This is a genomic window from Nocardiopsis exhalans (assembly GCF_024134545.1).
Lineage (GTDB): Bacteria > Actinomycetota > Actinomycetes > Streptosporangiales > Streptosporangiaceae > Nocardiopsis > Nocardiopsis exhalans.
Map to the genome: position 1 here is coordinate 4,911,553 of NZ_CP099837.1, position 25,222 is coordinate 4,936,774.

26 protein-coding genes are annotated in these 25,222 nt (G+C 65.8%); 6 read left to right on the top strand and 20 right to left on the bottom strand.

Annotation, left to right across the window (positions count from 1 at the left end; translation table 11 throughout):
- Positions 1–30: 30 nt before the first annotated feature.
- The 10 genes from NE857_RS21670 to NE857_RS21715 all read right to left on the bottom strand — a co-directional run bounded on the left by NE857_RS21670 (position 31) and on the right by NE857_RS21715 (position 7,365).
- On the bottom strand, positions 31–972 hold the full coding sequence (locus NE857_RS21670; RefSeq protein ID WP_254417417.1) for a DNA-processing protein DprA: 942 nt from the start codon (positions 970–972) through the stop codon (positions 31–33).
- A gap of 32 nt (positions 973–1,004) precedes the next feature.
- Complete coding sequence (locus NE857_RS21675) at positions 1,005–1,151, bottom strand: hypothetical protein (RefSeq protein ID WP_254417418.1); 147 nt, start codon at positions 1,149–1,151, stop codon at positions 1,005–1,007.
- Between the two features lie 43 nt (positions 1,152–1,194).
- Positions 1,195–1,623 (bottom strand): hypothetical protein, encoded by a 429-nt coding sequence (locus NE857_RS21680; protein ID WP_254417419.1) that lies wholly within the window; start codon positions 1,621–1,623, stop codon positions 1,195–1,197.
- Between the two features lie 184 nt (positions 1,624–1,807).
- Positions 1,808–1,993 carry a hypothetical protein gene (locus NE857_RS21685; protein WP_254417420.1) on the bottom strand — a complete coding sequence of 62 codons (186 nt, stop codon included), beginning with the start codon at positions 1,991–1,993 and terminating at the stop codon, positions 1,808–1,810.
- Between the two features lie 52 nt (positions 1,994–2,045).
- Positions 2,046–2,609, bottom strand: coding sequence for a GNAT family protein (locus NE857_RS21690; RefSeq protein ID WP_254417421.1), 564 nt, complete (start codon positions 2,607–2,609; stop codon positions 2,046–2,048).
- A 231-nt stretch (positions 2,610–2,840) separates the two neighbouring features.
- Positions 2,841–3,299 carry a hypothetical protein gene (locus NE857_RS21695; protein WP_254417422.1) on the bottom strand — a complete coding sequence of 153 codons (459 nt, stop codon included), beginning with the start codon at positions 3,297–3,299 and terminating at the stop codon, positions 2,841–2,843.
- A 104-nt stretch (positions 3,300–3,403) separates the two neighbouring features.
- Positions 3,404–3,880 (bottom strand): hypothetical protein, encoded by a 477-nt coding sequence (locus NE857_RS21700; protein WP_254417423.1) that lies wholly within the window; start codon positions 3,878–3,880, stop codon positions 3,404–3,406.
- Positions 3,881–4,080: 200 nt separating this feature from the next.
- Positions 4,081–4,257, bottom strand: coding sequence for a hypothetical protein (locus NE857_RS21705; RefSeq protein WP_254417424.1), 177 nt, complete (start codon positions 4,255–4,257; stop codon positions 4,081–4,083).
- Entirely contained in the window at positions 4,254–5,084 is an 831-nt protein-coding gene (locus tag NE857_RS21710; RefSeq protein WP_254417425.1) for an N-6 DNA methylase, read from the bottom strand. Before NE857_RS21710 ends, NE857_RS21705 begins: the two co-directional genes overlap by 4 nt.
- 340 nt (positions 5,085–5,424) lie before the next feature.
- On the bottom strand, positions 5,425–7,365 hold the full coding sequence (locus NE857_RS21715) for a DEAD/DEAH box helicase (RefSeq protein ID WP_254417426.1): 1,941 nt from the start codon (positions 7,363–7,365) through the stop codon (positions 5,425–5,427).
- Between NE857_RS21715 and NE857_RS21720 the strand changes: the two genes are divergently transcribed.
- Positions 7,364–7,657, top strand: coding sequence for a hypothetical protein (locus NE857_RS21720; protein WP_254417427.1), 294 nt, complete (start codon positions 7,364–7,366; stop codon positions 7,655–7,657). The two genes, NE857_RS21715 and NE857_RS21720, sit on opposite strands and share 2 nt — an antisense overlap.
- 11 nt (positions 7,658–7,668) lie before the next feature.
- Here NE857_RS21720 and NE857_RS21725 read toward each other — a convergent pair whose 3' ends face one another.
- The 8 genes from NE857_RS21725 to NE857_RS21760 all read right to left on the bottom strand — a co-directional run bounded on the left by NE857_RS21725 (position 7,669) and on the right by NE857_RS21760 (position 19,249).
- Positions 7,669–8,619, bottom strand: coding sequence for a hypothetical protein (locus NE857_RS21725; RefSeq protein WP_254417428.1), 951 nt, complete (start codon positions 8,617–8,619; stop codon positions 7,669–7,671).
- Positions 8,620–8,703: 84 nt separating this feature from the next.
- Positions 8,704–9,024, bottom strand: a complete 321-nt coding sequence (locus NE857_RS21730; RefSeq protein ID WP_254417429.1) for a VRR-NUC domain-containing protein — start codon at positions 9,022–9,024, stop codon at positions 8,704–8,706.
- Between the two features lie 56 nt (positions 9,025–9,080).
- Positions 9,081–9,257, bottom strand: coding sequence for a hypothetical protein (locus tag NE857_RS21735; RefSeq protein WP_254417430.1), 177 nt, complete (start codon positions 9,255–9,257; stop codon positions 9,081–9,083).
- A 177-nt stretch (positions 9,258–9,434) separates the two neighbouring features.
- Positions 9,435–12,689, bottom strand: a complete 3,255-nt coding sequence (locus NE857_RS21740) for a hypothetical protein (RefSeq protein WP_254417431.1) — start codon at positions 12,687–12,689, stop codon at positions 9,435–9,437.
- Positions 12,690–12,904: 215 nt separating this feature from the next.
- On the bottom strand, positions 12,905–14,770 hold the full coding sequence (locus NE857_RS21745; RefSeq protein ID WP_254417432.1) for a DNA primase family protein: 1,866 nt from the start codon (positions 14,768–14,770) through the stop codon (positions 12,905–12,907).
- 1,109 nt (positions 14,771–15,879) lie between these two features.
- Entirely contained in the window at positions 15,880–16,320 is a 441-nt protein-coding gene (locus NE857_RS21750; RefSeq protein WP_254417433.1) for a hypothetical protein, read from the bottom strand.
- A gap of 194 nt (positions 16,321–16,514) precedes the next feature.
- Positions 16,515–17,306: a CPBP family intramembrane glutamic endopeptidase gene (locus tag NE857_RS21755; protein ID WP_254417434.1), complete on the bottom strand. Its 792-nt coding sequence runs from the start codon at positions 17,304–17,306 to the stop codon at positions 16,515–16,517.
- A gap of 17 nt (positions 17,307–17,323) precedes the next feature.
- The gene (locus NE857_RS21760; RefSeq protein ID WP_254417435.1) at positions 17,324–19,249 is read right to left on the bottom strand and encodes a DHH family phosphoesterase; all 1,926 of its coding nucleotides are present in this window, start codon (positions 19,247–19,249) and stop codon (positions 17,324–17,326) included.
- A gap of 185 nt (positions 19,250–19,434) precedes the next feature.
- On the opposite strand from NE857_RS21760, the gene NE857_RS21765 reads away from it, so the two are divergent.
- On the top strand, positions 19,435–19,785 hold the full coding sequence (locus tag NE857_RS21765) for a histone-like nucleoid-structuring protein Lsr2 (protein ID WP_254417436.1): 351 nt from the start codon (positions 19,435–19,437) through the stop codon (positions 19,783–19,785).
- Between the two features lie 75 nt (positions 19,786–19,860).
- Here the strand turns inward: NE857_RS21765 and NE857_RS21770 are convergent, their stop codons facing one another.
- Positions 19,861–20,355: a DUF2493 domain-containing protein gene (locus NE857_RS21770; protein ID WP_254417437.1), complete on the bottom strand. Its 495-nt coding sequence runs from the start codon at positions 20,353–20,355 to the stop codon at positions 19,861–19,863.
- Positions 20,356–20,362: 7 nt separating this feature from the next.
- On the bottom strand, positions 20,363–20,659 hold the full coding sequence (locus tag NE857_RS21775; RefSeq protein ID WP_254417438.1) for a hypothetical protein: 297 nt from the start codon (positions 20,657–20,659) through the stop codon (positions 20,363–20,365).
- A 2,123-nt stretch (positions 20,660–22,782) separates the two neighbouring features.
- Here NE857_RS21775 and NE857_RS21780 point away from each other — a divergent pair.
- From NE857_RS21780 to NE857_RS21795, 4 genes are all read left to right on the top strand, one after another.
- Positions 22,783–23,190, top strand: coding sequence for a hypothetical protein (locus NE857_RS21780; RefSeq protein ID WP_254417439.1), 408 nt, complete (start codon positions 22,783–22,785; stop codon positions 23,188–23,190).
- 59 nt (positions 23,191–23,249) lie between these two features.
- Positions 23,250–24,554 carry an acetate and sugar kinases/Hsc70/actin family protein gene (locus NE857_RS21785; protein WP_254417440.1) on the top strand — a complete coding sequence of 435 codons (1,305 nt, stop codon included), beginning with the start codon at positions 23,250–23,252 and terminating at the stop codon, positions 24,552–24,554.
- 186 nt (positions 24,555–24,740) lie between these two features.
- On the top strand, positions 24,741–24,908 hold the full coding sequence (locus tag NE857_RS21790) for a hypothetical protein (RefSeq protein ID WP_254417441.1): 168 nt from the start codon (positions 24,741–24,743) through the stop codon (positions 24,906–24,908).
- Between the two features lie 76 nt (positions 24,909–24,984).
- On the top strand, positions 24,985–25,200 hold the full coding sequence (locus NE857_RS21795; RefSeq protein WP_254417442.1) for a hypothetical protein: 216 nt from the start codon (positions 24,985–24,987) through the stop codon (positions 25,198–25,200).
- Positions 25,201–25,222: the final 22 nt, after the last annotated feature.

Genomic DNA, 25,222 nt, shown 5'->3' on the forward strand with positions numbered 1-25,222 from the left:
ATTCTCCCATGATTCAATGGCCGGATGTGATCATCGATCGATCGCCGCCAGGGCGTCGTCGGCATCAGTCACGAGCATGGCGGTGCCCTGCTTGATCAACCGATGCGTGCCAGCTGATGCTGCCGAGGTCGTAGGACCGGGCACAGCACCGACGGCACGGCCGAGTTCGTGTGCTCGCGCGGCCACGTTCAAGGCACCCGAGCGCCAGCCTGCCTCGACGATCACCGAGGCCTCCGAGAGGGCAGCGAGGATCCGGGTACGGCGGAGGAGCATCGTGCGCGTCGGTTGGGTGCCGGGCGCGGCTTCGGTCACGAGCATTCCTCTGCCAGTGATCTGATGGTGTAGCGAGGCGTTGCCTTGGGGGTAGATGATGTCGAGGCCCTGGGGCAGGACGGCAAGTGCGCGCGGCAGCTCGTCACCGGGGTCAGTGGCCATCAGCGCTCCACGCATCGCAGCGGCGTCGATACCGAAGCCGGTCGATGAGGTCACGGCGGTGCCCGAGCGGACGAGACCGTGCGCCAACTCCGTGGCCACATGATCACCGTATTCGGTCGAGGCGCGAGCGCCGGTGACCGTAACGGATTTCTCGACGGCGTCGGCGAGATGACCAGGGCCAGTCATCCACAGCGCGCTCGGCGCATCTGCTCCGAGGTCCTTCAGCCGGGCCGGGTACTCGGGCGAGTCGGAGGCGATGAGTCGAGCGTCGTGCTTGGCCATGGCCGCGACGTCGAGAGCGCCGGCGTCCCAGCCGTCGGTGCGGGCGAAGGCCGAGCGCAGCTTCTCGACGGCCTGCTGGTCTATCGGGTACGGGAGGTGTACTGGGACCCTTTGAGGGTCGTCGGCGGTCAACAGCTTCGCCACCGCGTCGAAGCCGCCGGTGTGAGCCAGCGCCTGGCCGATGATCCCGGCCTCGTCGAAGCTCGCGAGCCGGAGAATCGTCGCGCGGACGACGGTGTCGGAGGGTGCGCTCATGAGTGGAAGTCCTTGTCGGTGGAAGGGTCTGGTCAGCGCCGCTCGGGCTTCATCTTGACCGGATCGTCGATGTCGACCTGGTCGCCGTGCTCGTCGATAAGCTTCTCGATCTCGTCGAAATCGGCGGCCAGACGAGCGCGGACCGCGGGATGGGCCAGTCGGCGGTAGAGAACGAACAACTCGTTGATGGGTACTGTCTGTGGCCAAGGACAGCGTCTTCGTTCAGTGACAGGGATGCAGCGGCAGGGCGTGCTCGATCCACTCGCCGTGCGAGTGCTCGTTCTCATCGAGATGGGCGGCGAGGTTGTCATCGATACCGGCGTGGACCAGGCTGACCCGGTGCTCGGCATCGAAGATGGCGTCTCTTTGGTTAGTCGAAAGGTCGCTGTCATCGCCGTCAGTGGCGATGCTGGGTGCAGTCGATGACTCGATTCGCAGCAAGGTGGGATCGTTCTCGTCCCAGGCGCGGCGAAAGACAGCGGTCTCGTAACTGGGGAAGGCGTGAGCCAGCATCAGCCGGACGTAGTCGATGCGCGCTCTGTCGGCGAGGTGCTTGGCATCGGCGGCGACCTGCTCGGCACGACGCATGAAGGTCTTCGCGGAGACGATGTGAAGCGGGTTCTCGTTGTTGATTTCGGTGAGAATGGGCATGATGAGCTCGATTCGTAAGATCGGATTCGCCAGCGAGCTTCGGTGCGAAACAGCGCTCGGGTCGGATCTCCTCGCGGAAAACGATCGACTCGGGCCGACCGACGTTGGCGGCCTGGCCGGAGATGCAGTCGAGGCAGCTCACGGTGCGACTCGCCGAGGGTGAGCTTCTTTTCCTGGGTGGGATCTACAGATACGGAGCCGCTTCCGCGTGCAGGATGCGCTTCCAGTGCTGGCGGGCGGCGTGCTTGCAAGCGCGCCGCTGCGTGGTGATCCAGCGTCGCGCGGTGCGCTGAGAGGTCGGGGCGATCTCCTGGCAGCGACAGTCCGGGGGTCTGGGGCGAGGCGTGGCGGCGAGCTTGGGAACGTGCATGGCCACCTCCACAGAAGAGAAGGACAGGGGCGACTGGGAAGAGGCGACGGGCTTATCGGCGTCGGGCGCGGGAGCGCTGGATCCAGGCCTGTTCGGCAGTGGGAGCGCAGTAGGCGCGCAGCAGGCGCTCGGGTACACCCAGATAGCGGTACCGGTCCACGGCCGCGGCGATGTCGTCGGGCGCCAGCTGGTGTTGCCCTGCGCCTGCGGCCTCCTGGCGGGGGGTCATGGGCAGGACGAGTTCGTCCAGGGGCGGCGGGTCGCCCACCCGCTGGGCCAGCAGGTCACCCAGGACCGTACGGCGCCCCGAGATCCGCAGGGGGCGTCCGCCGGTGGCCATGATGTGCAGGTTGCGCGCGGTTCTCCATAGCGCGGTCGCCACCCCCTGGCGGCGCATCGTCGGTTTCACGTAGATCTCGCTGACCTCCCCGCTGGCCTGGTGCCAGCGGATCGCGCCGATCTGCCCATCGACGATCTGAGGTGCAGCGGCCGTGCTCATCGTCATTACGATCCCCGCCCCGGGGCGACCCTGTTCGTCGCAGGTCAGTGCGAGCAGTTCATGGGTTTGGTCGGGCCCGGTACCGGTGTCAGGGATGTGCACGAAGTACAGGTCCATGACGGGGCTCTCCTTCCTTCGGCGTGCAGGTGGGGTCACCGCGGGGCTTGGGTGTGTTCGTCCAGCCAGACGGCGGCCGGGGTGAGCAGGAGATCGATGGGGGTGAGGGCGTAGAGCTTGACCATGCCCGGGGACGGGTCACTGAAGGGGGCCACTTCGAAGACGGGCCCCTCGGGGCTGGTGCCGATGGTTCAGCGGTCGAAGGCGGTGTATAAGCACGGGAGATGTTTTTCAGTCGAAGTAGGGTGCGAAGCGCTCGTCGCTGAGGTCGATGTCGACCCGGCGGTCACCGTCGACGACGGTGAACACGCAGGTCTCGTCGGCGCTGGGCTGGAGCGGGCCGCGGCGGAAGTACTTCTGCCAGACGGCGATCGCGGCCTCGATCGGCGAGTTGCCGTCTTGCTGGATGACCCAGGTCACGCCGTACTCGACCGGGCAGGGATGCGGTTCGGCGGGTTCGAGGGGCAGATGCCCATGGGGCGGGTTCGGCTGCTGGCCGAAGACGGCGGCCCAGACGTTGCGGGCGAACTGCTCAAGGTCACCTTCGATCGTCACGGCCTCGTCGTATCTGAGGACGAGGATCTCGGCGTCACCTTCGGCGTCGTACTGGCCGCCGGTCTCCTCAGCGAACTCTTCTTCAGTGGTCTTCGAAACGAGGGGATTGTGGACGGCATCGATGTGGAGGGACACAGCTGATTCCTTCGTGGAGTGGGCGAGAAGGTCGGGGCGCAGTCGAAGAGACATTGGAACGACGCCGTGTCGATGGACTGCATTCCTGGTGCTATATGGGTTGATCAACCGCGGAGCATGGCGCCGCCGCGCTCGAGATCCCCTTCGATGTACGTGAGCATTTCGTCGGTGCCGGGGTGGGCCATCACGTAGTGGTAGGAGGCCTCGACCGCGGTCATCTCCCAGCCAGCGTCGCTGAGGGCCTCTATCAGCGATTCCTCTCCCCCGGATCCGGCGAAGAACGCCTGGTCAGTGGAGAAGCGGCGGACGAAGTTGCGGTTGACCTCGGCGATGACGGCGTCGTAGCACTCGTCGAGGAGCACCGCGCGGACCTGGTCGAAGGCGGATACCCTCTGGTCGCGGATGCGAGCGAGCTGATGATCGATCTGGGCCCAGAAGCCCTCCGGCACCGGCGGGCACCACTGGTCGCGGCCGGAGCCGAGGCAGGAGCGACAGTGGTCAGTGGGCTCCTCGCGGGCTCTGGGGGCGTCGGCGGCCCACCCGGGGTGGTTAAGGCAGTTCAGGCAAGTGGGTCCAGGCATGGCAGATACCCCTTCGAAGAATCATTGGGCTGATCGTCAGGTCTTTCAGCGACGGCCATCGAAAAACGGCGAAGCCCGCGACTGGGGCGCGGATTTTTCGCTGGGGTGTGCTCGAACGAGAGTCGATGGGATCGGAACGCCCTGCGCCCCGATCCCATCGACTCTGACCCGTGCCCGCCGTTAGGCGGGCCCGTCACCTCTCAACCACGCTCATCAGAGCCTTCACCGTCGTCGAATCCTGCGACGATCTCGTTGATAGCGTCAGGTATCGACGAATGCACGATCGCTGAAGCGAGTCGGTCGAGGTCGCCACCGCTGAGCGGGCGGCCGGCCCACTCCTCAAGCTGCGATCGTGTGAGGGTGATGCTCTTCATCATTTCTCTTCTTCTGTCGGCAATGTCGAGCCGGTGTCCGCGCTGGTATTGAGGTTGGACCGGCGTTGCAGCCGTGGGCCCCACCCGCCGAGGAGGTGGGCGGGGGTTGGCCAGGTACTGAAGACCTCGCGTGTGAGGGTGTCCTGGTGGCGGATGATCGCCGGAACGCCAAGCAGCGCCAGGTGGATGTAGATCATGTGGACGGCCTGCCGGGAGAGGTCTTCGGCCGTGACATGCAGCTGGGTCTGATGGTTGAGCCCGTGCGCGCCCATCTCTTCGGTCACGGCAACAATGAACGCGCCAGCCCCGCAGGTGGGCTCGTAGAGCTGGGCGAACCCGTGAGTGGCCACCTGGTCGACGACGTTGCCGATGGTCATCGCGGCCATGAGCCGGGCGATGTCGTCTGGTGTGTAGACCTGGCCCAGGCGGTCGTTGCCGAGCTCGAGCTCCATGTAGAGGCGCCCGAGGACGTCGCCGGGTTCGGCCTCCATAGCCAGGGTGGTCAGCGCCAAGGCGCGGGCGAAGCGGTCCAGCTCCTGGCGCGAGTACCGGTCGGCGATGGCGAGGTACTGCGCCTCCCGCTCGCCGCGCCCGCGGGTCTCGACGGCGTTGCGCAACGTCAGCGCGGCCGTCTCGACGAAGTTGTCGAAGACCACGGGGAGGCGGCGGGGCCCGGCATTGGCACGTAATAGCCCGGCGATCTCTCGGCGGTGGGCCGCAGCTGTCGTCCTGGTCATGGGGTGGGCGTCCTGTTCTGGGTCGAAGACGCGAACGACCCGGCTGCTGGTGAGCAGCCGGGTCGTTCGCGGGGAGTGTGATGTCGGGGTCATTACTCCCGCCGGATGAGCAGGGCGAGCACCGCGTCGAAGACGGCCAGCGTGCTCGTGGTCAGCTCAGTCGCGCGGGGTCCAGCGCACACCGTTGTCGGCGCGGGCCACTCGGGTGTCGGCCAGGGTCTGCTCGATCTCGTCGATGCACTCGGCGGCGGTAACGAGCGACTACTGAGGTACCTGTGCCGTGGAGGGTTCTGCTCCTTGTTCGGGTGTCACCGATGGACAGGGCTCAGACGGCCGATTACCCGGACGGGGCGAGGCTGAGGACGATGTTCTTGTAGGCCTCGGCCTGCTCGCGCTCATCGGCCTCGGCGGCGAGCTCGACTTGACAGCCTGATCACGCGGGGGCGAGGGCTCGGATGTCGTCGGCGAGCTCGTCGCTGAGAGCGGCAAGCTTCGAGTCGTCGCGGCGCTGCATCGACACCGCGTCGAGCAAGGTGTCCTGGGTGTTCTTCTTCTCCCGCAGGACACCGGGCATCCGGTCGTCATGAGTGCCCTTGGTCAGCAGCCGGTAGATGGTCACCGGCCGCGTCTGTCCGGGGCGGTCGAGTCGCTTGTTCGTCTGCAGGTAGTGCCCGAGGCTGAACGGGACGGTGTACCAGATGAGGGTGTGGCCGCCGCCCTGCAGATTGAGCCCGTGGCCGGCCGAGGCCGGGTGGACGAGCATCACCTCGACTCGGCCGGCGTTCCACCGGCGGACCATCGTCCGCGAGCCGTCGAACTCCTCGGCGGCGATTCCGGCCTTGGTCAACCTGGCCAGCAGTTGCTCCTTGTCGGAACGGAAGTGGTAGGCCAGCAGCACCGGGGAGCCGCCGTTGTTACGGATGAGGTACTCGGCCATCTCGGCCTTGGCGGTGTGAACGACCTCGTAGCGACCTTTGGTCGACGGATCGTCCGGGTCGGAGGTGTAGAGCGTGCCGCTGGCGTACTGCAGCAGCTTCGAGGTCAGCACAGCCTCGTTCTGAGCTACGACCGTGGTCACCAGGGACACGTGGTGGGAGTCGAGGAAGCGCTGCAGGTGGTCCTGATACACGTCCTCGTGGTCGTCACCCGTCAGCCCCGCCAGCTCGGCTCGGATCACCTGGGCCTCAGGGGCGGGCCTGTTCAGCCACTGGTCGAATTCCTCGCGCGCGAGAGGTGCCAGGTGCTGGCTGACGACGTCGAGGACAAGCTCGCGCTTGAAGGACTTGTAGTCCTCCATCAGATCCGGCGCGAGCCTGATCGTCACGTCCTCGACCGTGCAGCCGGGAAGATTCAACTCGGTGTTCTTCGCGCTCATGACCAGATGCCTGATGGCCCGGTGGATCTCGTCCTCGGCACCCGGGTTGGGCATCCACTTGGCCGGGGTGTTGGTGCCGGGGACCATCTTCGGGGTGAACCAGCGGTCGCGGAAAGCGGTGATGTTGTGCCCGAGAGCCTCACCGCCGTCGAGGAGATACATCTGCGACCACAGACCCTCGAGCCCGTTGGCCGCGGGTGTGCCCGTGAGCTCGATGAAGCGGTCGACAGCGGGACGGATGGCCTTGAGCGCCTGGAACCGCCTTGAGGAGTGGGACTTGAACCCCTGCGACTCGTCGATGATCACGGTGCGGAACGGCCAGGTGGGCTCGGCCTCGTCGAACAGCATCTGATCGACGAGGCCGAAGCGGCACTGCCGACAGCCCTCGCCCGAGCAGGATCGGCACTCGACGACCTCTCGCGCCAGGCGGGAGGCCTTGACCAGCTCCTTGATCCAGGCAGCGACACGAGCCTTGGCTGCTGGCTTCTCGCCGCGATCGACAGCCGCGGCCCTCACGGCCAAGACGAGTTCATCCTGCTTCAACGGTCCCAGCGCCCGGCCCAGGTCGAGCACGCCCTGCGCCTCGGACGAGACCGGCACAGAGTCGGCTGCGTCAGGGGCGGCGACGAGCACCCGGGTCGACTGGGACGGCTGGGTGAGCATCTCCTGGTTGATGAAGTACATCGACGGGGGATCGGTGGCGATCTCGGCGAAGCGGGCGAGCCGCTCGTCCTTGCTCAGTTGCCGATCGTTGTCGTCAACGATGAGGGAACGGGTGCGGATAGGCATCTGCCATTTCTCGATCTCTTCGATCCAGGTCGACCGAGCGATCGCCACGGGCGCGATGACGAGGATGTGGCCGACGGGCCGAAGCTGCATGAGCGCGGCCAGGGTCGATAACGTCTTGCCTCCGCCCATGTCCACCCAGACACCGCAGTGCTGGCGGCTGGTGATGAAGTCAACCGTCTGCTGCTGGTGCGGTTTGAGCGCGATGGTCATGACCGACCTCCTTTCGTGGTGTGGTGGGTCCTTCGGCCTCGTCGAGGGCGACGAACGAGGTCGGGTCGGCAAGGAACAGGGCATCGATCTCGGCCCGCGTGGTCGGAGCAAGGGCAAGGCTGGTGCGCATGGTCCTCCGCTGGGGGCACCTGCGGTGGAAGTCGGCTGGGTTGTTCCCCTCGGCTATGCGCGCGAGCTCGTCGGCCACCAGGCGATCCGGGTAGTCCAGCGCAAGCGCCCAGGAGTGCGAAGCGTGGATGCCGGTCTACTCCTGGGAGGCCTGCGTTCGTGAGGTTGGGACCATCAGGCTTCGCAGGCCTCTTTGACCAGCGCCAGCCGGGCCCTGATCTCGCGGAGCTCCTTCTCGAGCTCGGCGCAGCGCCCCTCGGCGGCAACGGCGCGGCGCTCCTGCTCGACCACTGCGTCTGAGAGCGCCCTCTTCTCTGTTTCGAGGATCTGGACGCGGGGGTCTTCGCCGAGGAGCGAGCGAATCCGGCCGAGGATCTCGGCGGCGTCGGCCGGGAGCGCCGACTGGTCGCAGGGCACCTTGAGTCCGGCGCGACGCAGCCTGCTGGGCGTCGCGCGGTAGCGTCCGTCATCCCCGCGGCCGCCGACGGCCCGCAGCCGGTTGCGCACGGTTTTGTCGGTCACCGCGTTGGCCTCGGCGACCTCGGCGACGGAGTACACCTCTTCCTCGGTCCCCGAGGTCTCTTCAGGGGGCGGGGCGTCGACCTCGGTCGGTGCCCCGAGCACGCTCAGCCCTTCCGACTCCGATTCATCGAGATCGGTGGTCGGTGCTTCGACCGGCCTCTGGTCGGAGGTCGACAGCTGTGCGAAGCGCGGCGATCCGTCCGGGCCGGGAGCGACCTCAATTTCGTCGTCGGGGCACAGCCCGTCTTGGGCGCCCATCCAGTTGGAGAAAGCCATGCCGTGGGTCGCGAGGGCTTCGACGACGGTGATCGGCGAGGCGAAGGTCGCGGGTGGGGAGGATGCCTCGGATCGGGCCGCGTGCCCTTGGAGGAGGCGCTTGATGTCGGCCTCGGTGTTTTGGGCCGAGCGGTTGAGAGAGATCGACGTGGGTGGCACGCTCGCCGTCTGGCCTGTGCTGTTGCGCAGGATGGCGTGGCCCTTGGAGGAGACGCGACCGGTGCACCCGGCGTCGATCGCCTCCAGGACGAGCCGGGCCGCTCGTTGGTCGAAGCCTTGCAAGTCGCGGCGGGTGAGCTGGCCGAATGAGGCCCGCCTCTTGGCCATCAGAGTCCACCGCTCTTGTGAGCGTCGTTCGGGCTCGGGGCGGACGGGAGGTTCATAGGGTGTCGATCCTTCGAAGCTGGGTGGTCAGTCGGCGGCGAGCTCGGCGACGAGGGCGTCGACGGCCGATCGGCTGTCGACGACGTAGACGGCCGCGCCGGCGCGGAGCATCTTGGCTTTGACCGCCTGCTGGAGGCGGCGGAGGCGTTCGCCGGGGCGCTTGACCTCGACGAAGACCGTGGCCCGAGGGGCGATGACAACGCGATCGGGCACCCCTGCCCTGCCGGGACTGGTGAACTTCCAACAGAGGAAGCCGACGGCCCTGCAGCTCTCGAGCAGGTACGCCTCGATCTCGTTCTCGATGGTGCCGGTGTTGGGCGCTGGCGCTGCGCGGTCCGCGATGGTCATGGGCTCCTCCGTCGCCGTTCGTGCTTTTCGTGAAGCGTGTGGCCGGTGGGCGCGCCTCAGACGGCGGCCATCCAGCGCTTGGTCGAGTTGGTGAAGGTCGATACGACCTTCTCGTTGTCCTCCTTGACCAGGCTGGTCGCGGCGAACTCCTCGAGCCGGGTGCAGATGCCCCATTCGGAGGCCCACGACGTGCCGGGGTCGCCTGCTCGCACAAGCAGTGTGGACTGGGACATGATTCAAACCTTTCAACAATGATCATTCAATGTCAAAGCATCTCCAATTCTACTCAATCATTAGATGCTCCGATTGTGAGTGGGTTCCTTCGGCAATGGTCGTGCCAATTACAAGGGCAGACCCCGCCGACGACGGGGCGCTGGCGGGGTCTGCGGTGGCCACGGGGAAAGGACGCGCTAAGTGGAGTTCTTCCAGTGTTTCGAGAACGTCGCGTCAAGCATCCCCAGGTAGACCTCGAGGTCGAGCGAGGCGATGAGGTCGTCGAGCACCTGGGAGTCAAGGGCGTGGAGGTCGTCGTTGCGCACGACCAACGACCACGAGGGATCGATGCCACTGATGCGCTGGGCGACGACGTCGCGGTCCTCGGGGATGAGCGCGAGCCCGTCGGCGGAGCCGAGCTCCAGTCGATCACCGGCCCAGCCGTGAGCGCGCAGGATGGCCAGGGCCTCCTTCTCTCGCCTCACCGGGGCCTCACCCAGCTCGCGACGGCGCTCCTTCGAGTCGGCGTTCACGACCCTCGCCCTGGCCGAGAGCAGGCTCTGGGCGCCCGGCGTGCCGTGCTCGACGACGAAGACCCGGTTGACCGTCTGCAGGGCCCGCGGGTTGGCCAGGACCAGATCCTGGTCGAGGGCCTCCTCCCCGTCCCTGCCGAGCGGGTCGACGGCGAAGGGATAGGTGATCGAGCCCCGCGAGGCGGTGATGATGTTCTGAAAGAGCATCAGAGTTTTCACGGGGTTGTCGGGATCGATCGCCTCCTGGAGGATCCTGCGCCCCAGTTCGGGGTCAAAGGGCTCCGACAGGGCTTGCTCCCCCCTGGCCGCGACCGTCTGCAGGTAGCGGGCCAGAGCGAAGTCGGTCACCGCGGGGTGGGCGAGCTTCTTCGCGGGCGTGGGACCGGCGTGGCAGGCCAGCGTCCCTCCGCTGGCCGCGTCGATCTCCCATTCGGCGACCGGGTCGGCCGGCGCGTGACCGACGTGGTCGTCGGCGGCGACTTTGTCTTCTTCGGTCGGGACGAGTTCGAGCCTGTTGTTCGAGTCCTTGCTGATGAGGAACATCGGCTCCGGCTCGATCTCGATACCGATCGCGGCCTGCTGCTCGGCGAGCACCCTGTTGTTGGCCTCAGCGTCGAAGGCCCCCGGCGCGCCGGAGGTGTCGACGACAGAGTAGAGGCCGTCGGTGTTGGTCGAGATGATCCGTGCCCCGGCCAGCGTCTGGGCCTGGCCGATCCGCCAGGAGAAGAGCTGGCCGATGATGCGCATCGAGATGATGGTGTTGTTCATCCGGATCGGTGAGTTGCCGAAGGTCGTGTCCCCGGCACCGGAAGCCGAGTTGAGAATGAGCTTCGTCCCGTTGCGCAGGGTGTTCAGCCGCGTCTTCTCCTCCGGGCCGATGCCCGGAACCTTCATCTGCTTCCCGTAGTGCTCCTTGTCGAAGAAGATCTTCGCGTAGCGATCCTCGCCCAGGTCCGGGTTCCAGAACGCCCGCATGTTGCGCAGGAGGTTCGGGTAGTAGGAGCTGAAATCCTCGTGGATGACGTGGCCGGCCGAGGTCCGGGCGTATTTGGCGTCGAGTCGGGTCGACCGGTCGCCCGGCGTCTTCTTGTTCTCGACGAACAGCTCCGGCTGCTTGGTCGCCGGAACCTGCCGATAAGTCGCACCTGAGATCGTGTGTTTGGCCAGGACCGCCTTGCCAAGGAGCACCTCGCCGGTGGGTAGGACCACGTTGAGTTCCTCGGCCTTGGGCCGCTGGGTGGCCAGCAGCTCCTCTGGATCGGCGACCTGCTCCTGGGCCAGGGCCAGCTGCTCGTTCTGGACCTCATCGCTCTTCTTCGGTTTGCGCCACTTCTTGCCGCTGATGACCAGCGACTTGGTCACCCGCGAGCCGTCGGGCAGCGTCAGCAGTTCATGCTGGCGCTTGGCCGCGGTGCGGAAATCGAGCGGATCGGAGAACATCGCCTGCGCGCGCAGGAGCATGTTCTCCGACTCGGCATAGGCGAGCTTGTCGGCGGCATAGGCGTTCATGTCCGCCTCGGCCCCGTGAATGCCGCCGGTGGAGAAGGTGACGAAGCAGGAGGTCGGCGTGCCTGTGGCGTCGAAGTAGGGCAGGTTGTTCGGCAGCTTCGGTATCTCCTTGAGAACCTTGGCCTCGCGGTCGCCGTGGACTCTGCGGTACTCGTCGGAGTCGTTGAAGTTTTCGCCCTCGATCGACCGGTAGTAGGCGACGACGTTCATGAACTGCCGGTGGGCCTCGGCCTGGTCGGGATTGGTCGCCCGGTCGGGGGCGACCTCGTCCTCGAAGAAGCGCTGGCACTGGGCGAGCACGTCGACCTGCTCGATGCCCTGCTCCTCGGCCACTGACGCCGCCGGGTACTTGAAGGACACCGTGGGGATGTCCTTGAGCTTGCCGTAGGGCGAGAGGATGAGGCCGACGAACTTCGCCGAGGTCGAGTCGATGGTCAGTCGGTTGCGGCGGACCCGGGACGGGTCGATCGCCGGTTTGCCGGTGCGGTAGTCCTTCTCGTAGACGGTCTCCGGGTACTCGGCGAGCAGGCCGGCCTTGAGGTCGAACGTTGAGGAGTAGGTCGGCTCCTCGAACAGCTGGGCCAGGCCCAGGCAGTCGGAGACGTTGTAGGCCAGCAGCTCGTAGAGGTCGTCGAGCTTGCTCAGCGTCGTGTCGATGGTCAGTCGGTCGGACTCCTTGATCTGGCGGCCGAGGAGTCCGAGCAACCCTTTGAGCGGGACCTTCCACTGCAGCTCGTTGAGGCGGGCGATGTCGATGTGGCGACCGGAGTGGAGCATCGCCTGACGTATCTTCGCGGGCGTAGAGTCCCAGCCCAGGTACCTGGGCATGTACTCGATGTTGTCGACGCTGAAGAGCCGGTCGTTGTGCGCGCGCATCTCGGCGGCCGTGGTCGGCCGGAAGACGTCGCCCTCGGTGGCCTGGAACACCTCGTTCAGGTAGAGGGCGAGCATCGTCGTGTCGTAGTTCGTCGAGTTGTACCCGGCGAGGAACGGATGGGCTGCGGGGTCGTACTCGGCGTCGGTGTCGCAGACCGGGCGCAGACCCACCGGGTAGGACGAGGACTCGGCCGGGTCGTTGACCCGGTCGGCGTCGGAGAGACCGACGATCTCGGCGAGCCGGATGTTGCTGGCCTCGGACCGTAGGTCGAAGAAGGTCGCCGTGGTGGCGGGGAATGCCGGTAGTCCCGGGTTGGCCGCGAAGAGCCGGTGGCCGAGGGCCTGGTGGTCGATGGTGTCGGCGAGGTTGGTGCCCTCATCCGCGTCGTCGACGAGGTAGAAGACCTCGATAGTGCCCGTGCCATCGGGAAACGGCGTGTAGGCGACGAGGCTGAAGACATTGGTCAGCGACTCGATGTCGTAGAAGGTGAACAGTGCCTGCTCAGCGGTGATGGGCGTCCTCTCGGTGCTCATGAGGGGCGTACCTTTCTTCTCGGCGCGGCTTAAGGCCGGTTCTTCGTGGGCGCGGCCTGGACCGCTCGTGCGGAGCGCGCTGGCGCGGGACCTCGGTGCCTTGGCGGGGTCCGCGTAGCGGGACCGTCTTTCCGGGGGCGGTGGTCAGCCGGGAGCGGGCGATCGACCTGGTGATCCTGAGCACGGGCGCCCTTTCTCGTGGAGGGGGTTCCGGCTCAACCCTGGGCGTCCTGGTCGTCGTCACCGACGGTCTGGCGGAGGAGTCCGCGGTAGTTGGGCTTGAGCAGGGGGCGGGAGGCTTTGGCCGGGTCCGTGCCGATGTAGCCGGGCTGTTTCCATGCCTTGAGGTCGTACTCGGCGATGAGGGTCTCCGGCTCGCTCATCAGCCCGGTGTCGGGCTTGCCCGGCCGGATCTTTCGGTTTTTGTCCGGGCAGTGCCATTCCTGGTCGGGTTTGACGATCGCGACCAAGTCGGTGACGAACTGCTGCCTGGAGACCGGCGAGCCCGAAGGCGAGACGGAGACGAACCAGACCTTGTAGAGGTCGTAGAGGAACGTGAACGGCAGCAGGTCCCAGGCGAAACGTTCCCGGAACTCCTCCCAGAAGGCCCGGACCGGGTCGTTGGCCTCCTTGTATTCGGCCAGCACCATCTTCGTCACCGGCGGCTCGGCCAGCTCGTAGTAGCTGCCCGGGGCGTCGGTCGAGGTTTCGGGCTTGTGCTCGGAAGTGCCCGCCCTGTGCAGGACGTGCCAGAGCGCGTACTCGAGAACCTCGGGCCGCTGCAGGTAGTCGTCCTTGATGTAGCGCTTCTCAGCCCCGGTGAAGGACTTTGAGAAGGGTACGAACAGCTGCCTGCGGTAGAACGACTCGGATTTGTCCTTGACCCGCGGGAACTCGTTGAGGCACTGGACCATGAAGCCGAAGAACTGGTAGGCGATCGGCATCCGGTACTTCCGGTCGATCTGGATGACGTCGCCGGTGACGACGGCTTTCAGGTTGGCGGCCTTGTCGATGAAGGTGCCCACGTCGTTCTCGTCGACGATGATCGCGTTGGCCCTCACCAGCGGCTCGAGGGCGAAGTTCTTGCCGAAGTCGGCCAGGGGGATCGAGGTGTGCGAGCGCGGCCCGCACAGGTTGCGCATGAGCGAGCACAGCGTGCCCTTGCCGTTGTTTCCGGCCTCGGAGTAGAACCAGGCGGTCTTGTTCCACCGCACGTGCGGGCGGATGATCGCGCCGATGATCTCCCACAGAAGCTCGGCCACGCCCTCGTCGTCGGTGAGCTCGTCGATCCAGGACACGATGTCCCAGGTCGAGCCGTCGACGGGGTGGACAATGACCGGGTTGGGGGCATCAGGAACGTAGTCGACGTGGCACTTGGCCAGGAAGACTAGAGCCGGGTCGAAGGGGGCCAGGGTCTTGGGCTCGAAGGAGAACTCTGTGCCGCCGATGGTCTCGGTCGCGGGCTCGCTGCCGTAGTAGACGACACCGTTGCCGACAGCGATGAGGTCGCGGTGCAGGCACTGGGTGGTCCGCGGCGCGTCCTCCTTGAGCACGGCCATGACCTCTTTGAAGTCGTTGAGAGTCATGCCGGCGTGGTAGCGGCGTGCCTTCATCCGGATGTCGTCCTCGCTGACCGTGTAGGTCCCGCGGCCCGGACCCGAGGCCTGGTACATCGCCAGTAGGTCGTATTCGCGGTCGGTGTCCTTGTCGGAGGGGGCGATGCGCTTGACGTGGTGCAGGTGCAGGAGGATCTGGGCGATTTGCCAGGGGGTCAGGTGCTTGGCCATGGGCAGCTTCATGGCTTGGACGTTGGTCTTGGTGTTCTCGACCACGACGACACTGTTGACGATGGCCAGCAGCTGCTGTTCCAAGGCTGCCGGCCGCGGTGGTCGGGCGGGATCGAGATCGGCGAGGTAGGTCTCGGTGACGACGGTGATGACCTGGTTCAGCGGCGAGATGGCCTGTGTCTCGGCGAAGTGGGCCTTGATCGTGTCGAGGGTGGACTCGACGTCGTGGACGGCGTTGTCGGCTGACCTATCGGGGTCGGCTGACACAGATGTGCTCTGGTCAGGAGTGGTCATGAGGTTGTCTCCCTGGCGGGCGAAACCTGCCGGCGATGGCGTGGGAAGCCGATTGGTCTCGTTATTGAATGGAACGCAATACTAACCCTATGCCATGCAAATGATCTTTAGCAATGCATTGAATCATGACTAGATGATCAATAGATGCTCGATTTGCGGCGCGGCAAGCGCCAGTCAGGGCCGAACCAGCCCTGCGAGAAGCAGCTGCGGCCGAGACCGGGCACGGGCGTCCGGGCGCGAGCAGGCGGCTTCTCGTGCATCACCAGCCCGGAGGCGGCGTGAGCCGCCTACAACAGGCCAGAAGGGCGCGAGGAAGAGCTCTTCACTCGTGCGGGATGGATACCCAGGGAAACCAAGGGGGTACCCCCTGGGGGCTCAGGGAACGGGCACCATAGCGTGGTACACCCGTTTGCCCAGCTCAGAAGGGGAACAGGAGGGGCTTTGTACCACGTGTACCACTTCTCATTCTTGATGTGGTACATCCGTTTGCCCAGGCCAGGGGATCTTTATATACCCTCTGTACCACTCGTACCACATGAATGACATGAAGTAATACGCGCAAAGCAGACCCCCGCATCCCCACCGACGACCCGGCTCCAACGAGATGCCCCCACTTCCCCATAAGAGAGTGAGGAAAATCTGGTACCCGTGGTACAACGCGCGGAATAACAACCTCGACCTGGGCAAACACCTGTACCACAGCGACAATTCAATGTGGTACATGCCGCCTGCCGACCTTCTTCAAAAGAAGCGTTCACCCAGATCAGAGTGCAAATGATGGATGTACCAGAGGAAGTGGTACACAATGATCCACGCGGCGACTCTTCCTCGACGTCGGCATGGCTTCCTTCATGAACCATGCGATTCATCCTTCCGCCATGACCATGAGGCGATATGAATGATCACCACCTCTCGGGATGGTTCGATTCATTGCGAGGGCAATAGATGTCCTGGTAGAGTTAGGTTCAGGTGAACGGCGTTTGGTTCAGCTCTCACCCTCGTGTGGTTGTCGCACAGGAACGTGAAAAAGAAAGAGGCCGGAGGTCCTCCCCGTGGGAAGGGAGCCTCCGGCCTCTTTTTTGTGCCTAAGAAACTGTGGGCACTGGACCTCAGTACGGAGCGAAGTCCACGAGGTTGAAGCCCGACGGGGACGCGTCGTCCCGGGAATATCCCGCTTTGGGGGATACGGTCTGCAAGGATCGGTCGGCCTCGACGGCGTAGACCATCTTGTAGGTGACCACGTAGTCGCGACTGACCGGGATGCGGCCCGTGGAACGCTCGATGCTGATCTCACGAAATCCGGTCTCGAACTCGAGGCGGCTGAGCGTTCGGGCCAAGCCATTCTTGCCTCGACGCACCGCTTCTTCGGGGCTTTTGGCGTAGAAGTTCAGCACGGCGAAGTGTGTGCACCCGCGGTCGAGAGTGAGGGCATCACTGTCTTCGCCGCCGATACTGGTGTCCATGCTTACGTAGGCGCGGCCAATCGCGGAAGCACTGGGGCGCAACAGCTTGCCGTCCGCGTCGTATTCACAGGGTCCGATGACAGCCATGATGATCCTCTCCTCTCTTCACGAGTATGACTGAAGAAAAACTTTCAGTCACCCACCCGGTGACCGGACGGCCCGGTCACCCCGGTCCGACCGAGTTCCTGAGCGACCTCGCGCGCAAGCGCGCCAGCCATGGGGACTCGGTTATCACCGAGAGCAGAGAGGAGATGGAACTTCGTCCTGGATCCCGACCGCTCTCAGGCAGCGGGTCCGCCCGTAGCGCGGCCGGGGGCGAGACCGGCAAGCACGAGCCCGAAGGTCACGCCCAGCGGAATCACGGCCAGCGGATGGGCGAGAAACCCCAGCCAGGCCGGTGGTACGAGAGCCGCAGCAAGGTTGAAGCCGATGTGGACCAGGACAACGGGGACGAGACCGCGCGTGCGTTCGTAGACGATCGCCAGGAGCGCGGCCAGGGGCAGGACCGAGGCGATCTGGACGATGTTGGCGTGCATGATCGCGAAGGCCGCGGCCTGGACGGCCACGGCCACGACGACCGCCACTCGCCTGCGCAGCAACGGGTAAAGCACCCCCCGGAAGAGGGCCTCCTCGCTGAGCGGGGAGACGAGCAGGACGAGGATGATCGCCATCACGCCAGCGGCGTGCCGGGAGGCGGCCTGGGCCTCAAAGCCCGGCGAGCCGAAAACATGGTGAAGCCACAGCCCCATCGTCTGGCCGGCCAGGAAGGCCAGCAGCCCGGCACCGGCCACCCCCGACCAGAACCGAACGGCTCCGCTCCCGGACCCCGGCGGGACGGGAGCTGGCTCGTACGCGAACCAGGCCGGACGCCTCCAGCGCAAGAGGCCGACGACGAGCGTGACCACCACGCCGAGGACCACCGTCGCGGTGATCGGGTCGGCCACGAGTCCGGTAGCGACAAACCCGAGGCCGATGTAGGCACTGACGACGAGAACGGGGACGACCAGGCACCACAGAAGCGCCCCGGCCCTGGGCCGGGGCCGGGAGCCTGCGGGATTCGCTGATGCGGCCATCGCCGGGCCTCCTCCCGTCATGCCAGTTGTTCGTCGATGACGAGCTGGACGCGTGTCTCACCCATGAACTCGTTGAGCTGGAGCTTGGCAAGGAATCGAAAGGGTTCTGCGCCCGGGGCCTGCTGGGCGTCGCGAACCCTGGACGCCAGCGCCTCGACGTGCTCGTCCGCGGCGTTCCACCACAGGCACGCCAGGCCGTCGCGGGTGATCACCCGCAGGTGCTTCTTGCACCGGAAGCACACCCACCAGCCGCGCTCACCCTCCTCCCCGTTTTCGGGGGTGCGCTCGTGGTCGCAGTCGGCGTCGGAGCCGATGCGGCCGACACGCAGGTCGGCCGGGGGCAGCACGACCTCGACCCGCGGTTCGGCGAAGGCGTGGCCGAAGGGTTTGAGGGACTCCAGGCGCTCGACGAGCTCGATGAGCGGGGTCATGTCCGTCAGCGGAGCGTCGGCCCCCTCGGCCGTGCCCAGGACGAGGTCGCCGGGCGAGGCCGAGGGGTCGCGCCGGAGCATCGCCAGCCGGGTCTGGTCGGACAGCACCTGGGCCAGCTGTGTGAGCCGGTCGGCGCGCTCGACCTTGACACCACAGGCCTGCTGGTGGCCGATGGCCGACAGTCCCTCGTGCGGTTCAAGGCTGGAGATGATGTCGAACCACTCCGGGGCCCGGCCAGAGCCGGAGACGAATTCGTCGGGACGCGCGGGCCGGGTCACGACGACGGTCGGGTGGCCGGTGCGCTGCATCATCTGGCTGGCCAGCAGCCCGTACATGCCCGCCGGGGCAGAGGAGAAGTAGACCCAGGGGGTCAGCGGCTGGTCGGCGCCGAGGATCTCCTCGGTGTAGGCAGCGGTGAGCTCCTTGCGGTGCTCGTTACCCTCGATGACCGCCCGGGCCGCGTCGAGCTTGGCCTCGGGCGTCGGGGCGGTGAAGACTTCGAAGCACGGAGCCAGCGGAGCCTCGATGCGCCGCGGCGAGTTCATCGCCGGTGCCAGGTAGAAGCCGTAGAGCCCTTCGTCGATCGAGTCGACCTCGCGGATCTTGCCCGCCTGCGTGAAGGCCTTGAGTAGAAGCGCGAAACCCTCGAAGGCCGCGAGGAAGACTGGGTGGTGGTCGTCGGCGCGCAGCAACTGCAGTAGGACGGCCCGGTCGACGTCGATCCTTTTGAGGTCGGGGTCGAGGCCGCCGAACCGGTTGGGGACCGTCTTGGGAGGCCTGACCCACAGCAGTCGGGCCAGCGAGAGCGAATCGCGCACGAGCTGGCGGTTCTCATACAGCAGCGGCATCACGTCGGAGACGGTGCCAAGGCCGGCGAAGAGCCGCAGCAGACGGACCTCCCACAGCTTGTCGGGACGGTGGGCGACTGCATGGGCCTCGATCACCTGGTAGAGCACGTGTGCCCCACAGATGCCCTTGAGCGCGTAGGTCTCATCGATGCGGCAGGGGTCGACGGTGACGTCGGCGCTCGATCCGGGCTCGAGCTCGGCGTGGTGGTCGGTCACCAGTGTCGTCCACCCCAGCGACCTGGCCGCGGCGATGCCCTCGTGGGAGTTCACTCCCCCGTCGCAGGTGAGCAGCACCCGAGTATCGGGCCAGGCCGCGTGGATCTCGGCGATGTCCTCCGGGCACAGGTCGTGACCGCGGCGGTAGTCGGGCAGATGCAGCTCGACGTCGAATCCGAGCTCGGACAGACCCGCGTAGCCGAGGATGCCGGAGGCGATGCCGTCCATGTCGAAGTCGGGCGCGATGACGACCTTGGACCCTGAGGCTCGGGCGTCTTCGAGCACGGCGACCATTGTCTCGACGTCCTTGAGGGCGTCGTGCTCCTCGGACTGGATGGTTGCGAGGTACTCGTCGGTCCAGCCCCGGCGAGCGCAGAGCGTGGCGAAGAGGCCCTGGCCGGTGACACCAGCGAAGTCGTCGATGTCGATGGTGAGGGTATAGGTCATAGCGAAGACCTTTCGGATCCGGGGTTCTTCACGCGCGGATCACGAGTCGGCGCGCACGATTCGATGGTGTGATTCTAGCAGTGCGCTACCTCGAAGATGCTCATATAGCAGCACGAACGAGCATTCGGCAACGATTCGGCCGGGCTGTCTTTGCAGCCATGGATTCGTGGGTTACTCTCCCCAGTATGGCCATCCGAAAAGTGATCGAATCAGACCTCAGCGGCGAGCCCAATGCGGCGACCGTCACCTTCGGAGTCGGGGATCAGTGGTACGAGGTCGACCTGACGCCCGAGGAGCGGAAGAAGTTCGAGGCTTCGCTGAAGGAGTACGTGAAGGCGGGACGCAAGGCGTCCAAGGAGCCAGGGAAGAAGAAGGTCGTGCCCACCACGACCGCAGAGGAGCGGGAGAAGATCCGGAAGTGGGCCAAGGAGAACGGCCACGAGGTGGCCGAGTACGGGAGAATCCGAAAGGAGGTCTTCAAGGCGTACTGGGACGCCCACGGCGGCCCACCCAAGGACGCCCCCTACGATTCGTAGACCATCTCACAGACTAGTGGATCAGCGAAGCCCCGGACCGCCGTCGGTCCAGGGCTTCTGCGTCCATTTCGCTGTTCAGGCGCGGACGGCGTCGACGACGCTGATCCCGGCGGCCATCGCAGCGCGGCGGCAATGGACGGTGCCGTGTGAGAAGTGACCTCGTCGAGTCGGCAGGAGCTGCTCGTCGTTCGCCCGCGGGCAGTCGTTCTTGTCGCAGAGGTCGAGGAAGGCCGCGGCCCATGCTTGGGCCCCCACCTCGCAGAGTCTGAGCACGGCGTTGACCATCTCCACGTTGCGCCGCAGCCCGGCCTTCTTACCGTGGGTCTTCCAGTCTGCGGGCATCTCGATGACGTCGAGGCCAGCCGACCTCCACAGACGCTCGGCCATGGCGTCGGCGCTGCGCCCGCGCTTGTCGGCAGGGCAATGGCCCGAGACCAGCACGGGCCGGGTGATGGGGCCTCGAGCGGCCCAGTCGGTCCAGACCTCGTTGAAGACCCGGCGCATGGCGACCTCGTCGTCCCAGGTGCGAGAGCCGGTGACGAGGAGCACGTGAGAGTAGTCGAGAGCCATGATCGGATCAGTCCGTCAGGGCGTTGACATAGGTCCGCGCGCCGTTGTCGTCGATGGCGATGATCGGCTTCTCGTGACGAAGGCCGATGACCACGACGTACCGACCGTCCTCGCCGCGCTCGATGTGAACGGTGCACACAGTCCTCGCCTCGTCGTTGTCGAAGTCGACCCTGCCGAAGCGGCCCTCTTCTATGGCGCGGGCGTCGGGCGACGACTTCTCGAGAGCGAGCCGCGTCGGGGTCAGCCAGACTTGGGGCTCGCAGCGGGCACCAGTGTCGTAGGGCGTGAGATAGGGCGTCGACATTTCGATCGTCCTTTCGGTCAATGATTCTCGGAATGATTCGAGGCAGTCGGAGACGGTGGTCTCGTGCTCGCCGCTCTTGCTCTCACGGCAGCGACGAGTGCCGACCCTGCCGCTGGCGCTGGGTTTGCATCGGAGGTCCTCGTCGCCGCAAGGGATGGCCTTAGGGCCAGCTGGTCTTGCGGTCATGGACGGCCATGAACTCGTCACTGCGGATGACGGTCTCGGCGCTCGTCACAGGCTCGAGGTGATCGGGAGGAGTGCGGATGCAGGTCCGGTTCCCGCAGTCGTGATCAAGCGCAAGGACGTCAGGAGCAGGAGCGAAGATTTCGCAGGCATCGTGCCGACAGGGGCCTGGGCACTTCTGTCGACTCCTGTGTCCTCCCGTGCCAGCTGTGCTGGCCATGAGCCATCGCCTGGCAGCCATCGAGGCGATCGCCATTTCGCTCACAGGTGCGCCCGCAGGGCGTCTTCCTGTGGATACCGGGCGAGCGCCGAGGCGGCTCATTCTTCTGCAGAGCGCAGCGGATGGGCATAGGCCAAGGGAGCGCCAGCGACCGAGGATCCGGAGGATAAAGCCGTCGGCTATGCCGACCAACCCGACCGAGCGCAGCGAGGGTCCCCGCAGGGGTGGGTTGCCAGCTTTACTTATGCCCTTTCCTTTTCTCTCCCATGTTCCGCGTTCGAGGCCTTGGCCGAGGACCGGAACGGCTCGTGTATCAGGGGAAACGTTGTGTACACCCATCAACCGTACGGTCCGTTGTCGGCCGCGAAGCGGTGTACGGACGGTTGGGTTTTCCCTGGCCATGGCAACAGATCGGCGTACGGCAGTTTCAACGACCGTGGCACCGCCGTACGGTCTGGGTTTCTTCGCTTCAGCGAGGTACGAGCTGGTGACCGTACGGTTGTTCCCCTACTGCTGCGCTCCTTGCATCGACACCGTGCAACAGCTATCACCAAAGGCGTCGCCACAGCCTTCTCTTCGTCGTCGCGATGACCACATCAGCCTGTGGATCACTCTCGTGGCAGTCCTCGTTCCGAACCCCTGCATTCGTTGTCATCGGCTGTTGCTCCAGCCGTAGTCCTGGCAACGCAGCTTGTCGCTCCACCCGTTGTCGCGGCGCCTGCTCCGCTTCCTCACCGGGCACCTTGTTGCACCGCGCCCGAGGCCGGCTCCGCCCGTCGCTGCCGGTCGTTGCCGGAGCCGGATACCCGCCCCGTCATGAGCTCGTCGCGGACCCACGGCCGAGGTAGTCGACATGGGCATACGCGGAAGGAAACGACCCGCTGGCAGCGAACCGCGCTCTCTCCCCCGCTTGGCTACTCGTGTCGCCACCTCGGCGCCGCTGCGATATCACTGCGGTCGTCGTCGGCGCGTGCCTGAGGGTCTCCAGCACCTTCTCGACCCTAGGAACGGTCTTGTTTTCGCGTACCGAACCCGGTCATCCACTGCAACGATTCGGGCGGACTTGGGATTGACACGGTCATGCTTGCCAATGATGTGTCTGGCTCTTTGTCAAATCGGGTCTTCGGGGTCACATCGCGGCACCACGTCTCCATTCCGGCATCGTTCCGACCCGAACGTGGTTGATCTGCGGTCGGATGGCGGCCATGCATGGCCAATGTCGAATCACTCGGTCATGGCCGGTTCAAATCGGCTCATCGGCGGCCATGAACCGGCCATGATGTGGCCATTGATGGGCGGGGCTCCCCTTCGACCACAACCAGCCCATGATCCGCCCGGATGGTGCATCACTGCCGGGCGTGATGTGACCGGGGTTGGCACGTGATCGTTTCGCACCCTGCCCGAAAGGCCGCCATTGCTGGCCAGCGACAGGTCATGACCGGGTGTGACATGGGAGGTCCTCGGAGGTCGTGGTCAAAGCCGGGCACGAAGCGCCCGAGATGAGGTCTGTTCTGGCCGCACACGGTCGACCGCCGGGGGCAGCCGCACGCGGGACGCCCTGCGCAGGTACCGCGCTCGTCCCAGATCTGGCCATGAATGGCTTGTCATTGGTCACATATGGCCATTAGTGTTGCATTCAACGATCAATAGCATCGATGATTGACTCACCATCAAAAACAGAGGAAGGAGAGGCGGATGATCATGACGCGAGGGGTTCGAGATGGTTGCTAAGAAGAAGCCGGAGCCCAGGCGGGTCCGGTTGACGATCCCTGCCGCCGACGAGTCGTCGCAGACGTGGATCGATCACCAAGACGATGCGTCGGCCTCGATGCGAATGCTCATCCGCGAGTCGATCCAGCGCGACGGCTACGTCGACGTGGTCAATCGGCCCGTCGAGCAGCTGCCCCAGGTTGCCGCTGACGACGAGATCGACGGCCCCGATCCCGCCGAGACCGAGCTGGCAGACGACCTCCGTCACAAGGCGGAGGTCGCCGGGGAGCGCACCGAACGGACGCCGCCGGCCGAGGAACCGAAGCAGGAGCAGGTCGAGCCAGCCGCTGACGAGGAGCCGAAGACCAAGAAGTCGCAGGCCCCCTCGGGCCTCGACGCCTTCCTCACCGGTCCGTGAGGGCCGGCCGCGGCGAACGAGCATTCCACGACGACAACTACTGAGAGGTTCCCCGCAACATGAGCACGAAGGACACGAGCATGAGGCTCACCGGCGGCATCGACGTCGGCAACGGCTACGTCAAGGGGGTCGTGCGCGGCACCGTGGACGGTGAGACGGTCTACGATTCCGTCGATCTGCCTTCGGCGGTCTCGAGCACGTCCCGGTCGATGCCGAAGGTCCCCGAGGCCGACGCCCACGCGATGAGCGTGGCCGTCTACGACGACTTCTTCAACAAGTTCTCCGGGTCGTTCACCACTCCCCTGGTCGGCCACTCCGATCTGCGCACGATGGGCCGGGCTGCGCTGACGATGCGCGGGTCGAAGTTCACCCAGTTCGAGGTCACCGGGACCCGTTCGAAGGCCGACCAGGAGCTCTCGGCCGTCCTGGTCCTCGGCGTCTTCGCCGCCAAGGCACTGCGCGACTACGTGCGTGCTCACCGCGCTCTGCCCGAGGCCGAACTGCGGGTGACCGTTCGTGCGGGTCTGGCGCTACCGATCGCCGAGTACGTCCAGCGCCGGTCGGCCTACGCCGCGCAGTTCATTGGCGCTCTGGGAGGCGCGGACCCGGCGGTGCACATGGTCACGATCAAGAACTTCTCGACTCCGGTGGCGGTGCGTCTGCAGTTCGAGGACGTGCAGGTCCTGCCCGAGGGCGCGAGCGCGCAGTTCGCCATCGCCGATAAGGGCCTGGGACTGGCCCAGGCCCTGCTCGACGATCTGCGGGTCTCGGACCCGGAGGCGGCGGAGGGGCTGGCCGACGTCACCGCCGAGGCACTGGTGAGCGTGCGCAACACCATCGGCGTCGACGTCGGCGAGGGCACGGTGAACTTCCCTGTCTTCACCGACGGCGACTTCAACCCGGAGGCGGCGGCGACGCTCGAGCAGGGCTACGGCACGGCGCTGACGAACGCCCTGGAGCAGATGGTCACCAGCGGGCACAAGAACCTGGCGTTCGCCAACCGCAAGCAGCTCGCTGACTTCCTCCAGACCGAGCCGAGCCCTTTCACGCGCGGCCGCTACGACATCGCCTCCGGTTTCGTCGAGGAGGAGGCCGGCTACCTCTGCGACGAGATCGGGACGCGGTTCGAGGACGTCCTGGTCGAGGTCGGCGGCACCACCGAGGTGGTCTACGTCTACGGCGGCGGCTCGGGCCCGATCAAGGAGCTGCTGCGCCCGGTCTTGCAGAAGGCGGCGGGCTCTACGCCGGTGCTCTACCTCGACTCCGGCTACTCGCGCCATCTCAACCGCGAAGGGCTCTTCCTCGCCGCGACCACCGCGGAGGAGAACGCGAAGAAGGGCAAGCACAGCACCGCGGCGGCCTGAGGCTGACGACGCCCGGTCCTCCTCCCGAGCATTCCTGGGTATGAGGGTCGGGCGTTCCCGCACCGTTCGACCTGAGGATCAACTCCCAAGTGGACTCCTCATTTAAATCATCATTGAATAGACTTTTCGGTGTCATGAGGCTCGGGCAGCCGCGCATCCGCGGATGGGGCCGCTCAAAACCAGGTCGTGACCCGCGGCAGGCCGATCTACGCGGCCGGGCGGATGGCTGAGATGACCGGGTACGCCCCGTTGAGCGTCGTCGAGCTGCCCGCCCGGATGTGGAACATGGTGTTCTCGGCGACGGCCGGCCTCGGCTCGAAGGCGACCCTGCTGAGCACGGGGCGATGCTCATGATCGGCGGCCTCAAGGTGCCGATGGTGAGGGGAGGGTGAACTCAGCGATGACGGATCAGACAGAGGGGAATGGAGCAATGGACGACGAGGACAAGGGCGGTGAGAAGCGACCCGGCCTGATCGAGAGGATCAAGCGGACCTACGTCGAGCGACCGATCGTCTTCGCCCTGGCGCTCTTGGGCGGCTCCGCTGTGGTCATAGGCGCCTCCGCTGTGGTCCTGGTCGTCGGCGGCTTCATGGTCGGTGACCTCGGGACGTCGACAACGCTGGCACCCGGGCCTATGCCGCCATGAGGGGGCAGAGCCGCAGGTCCAC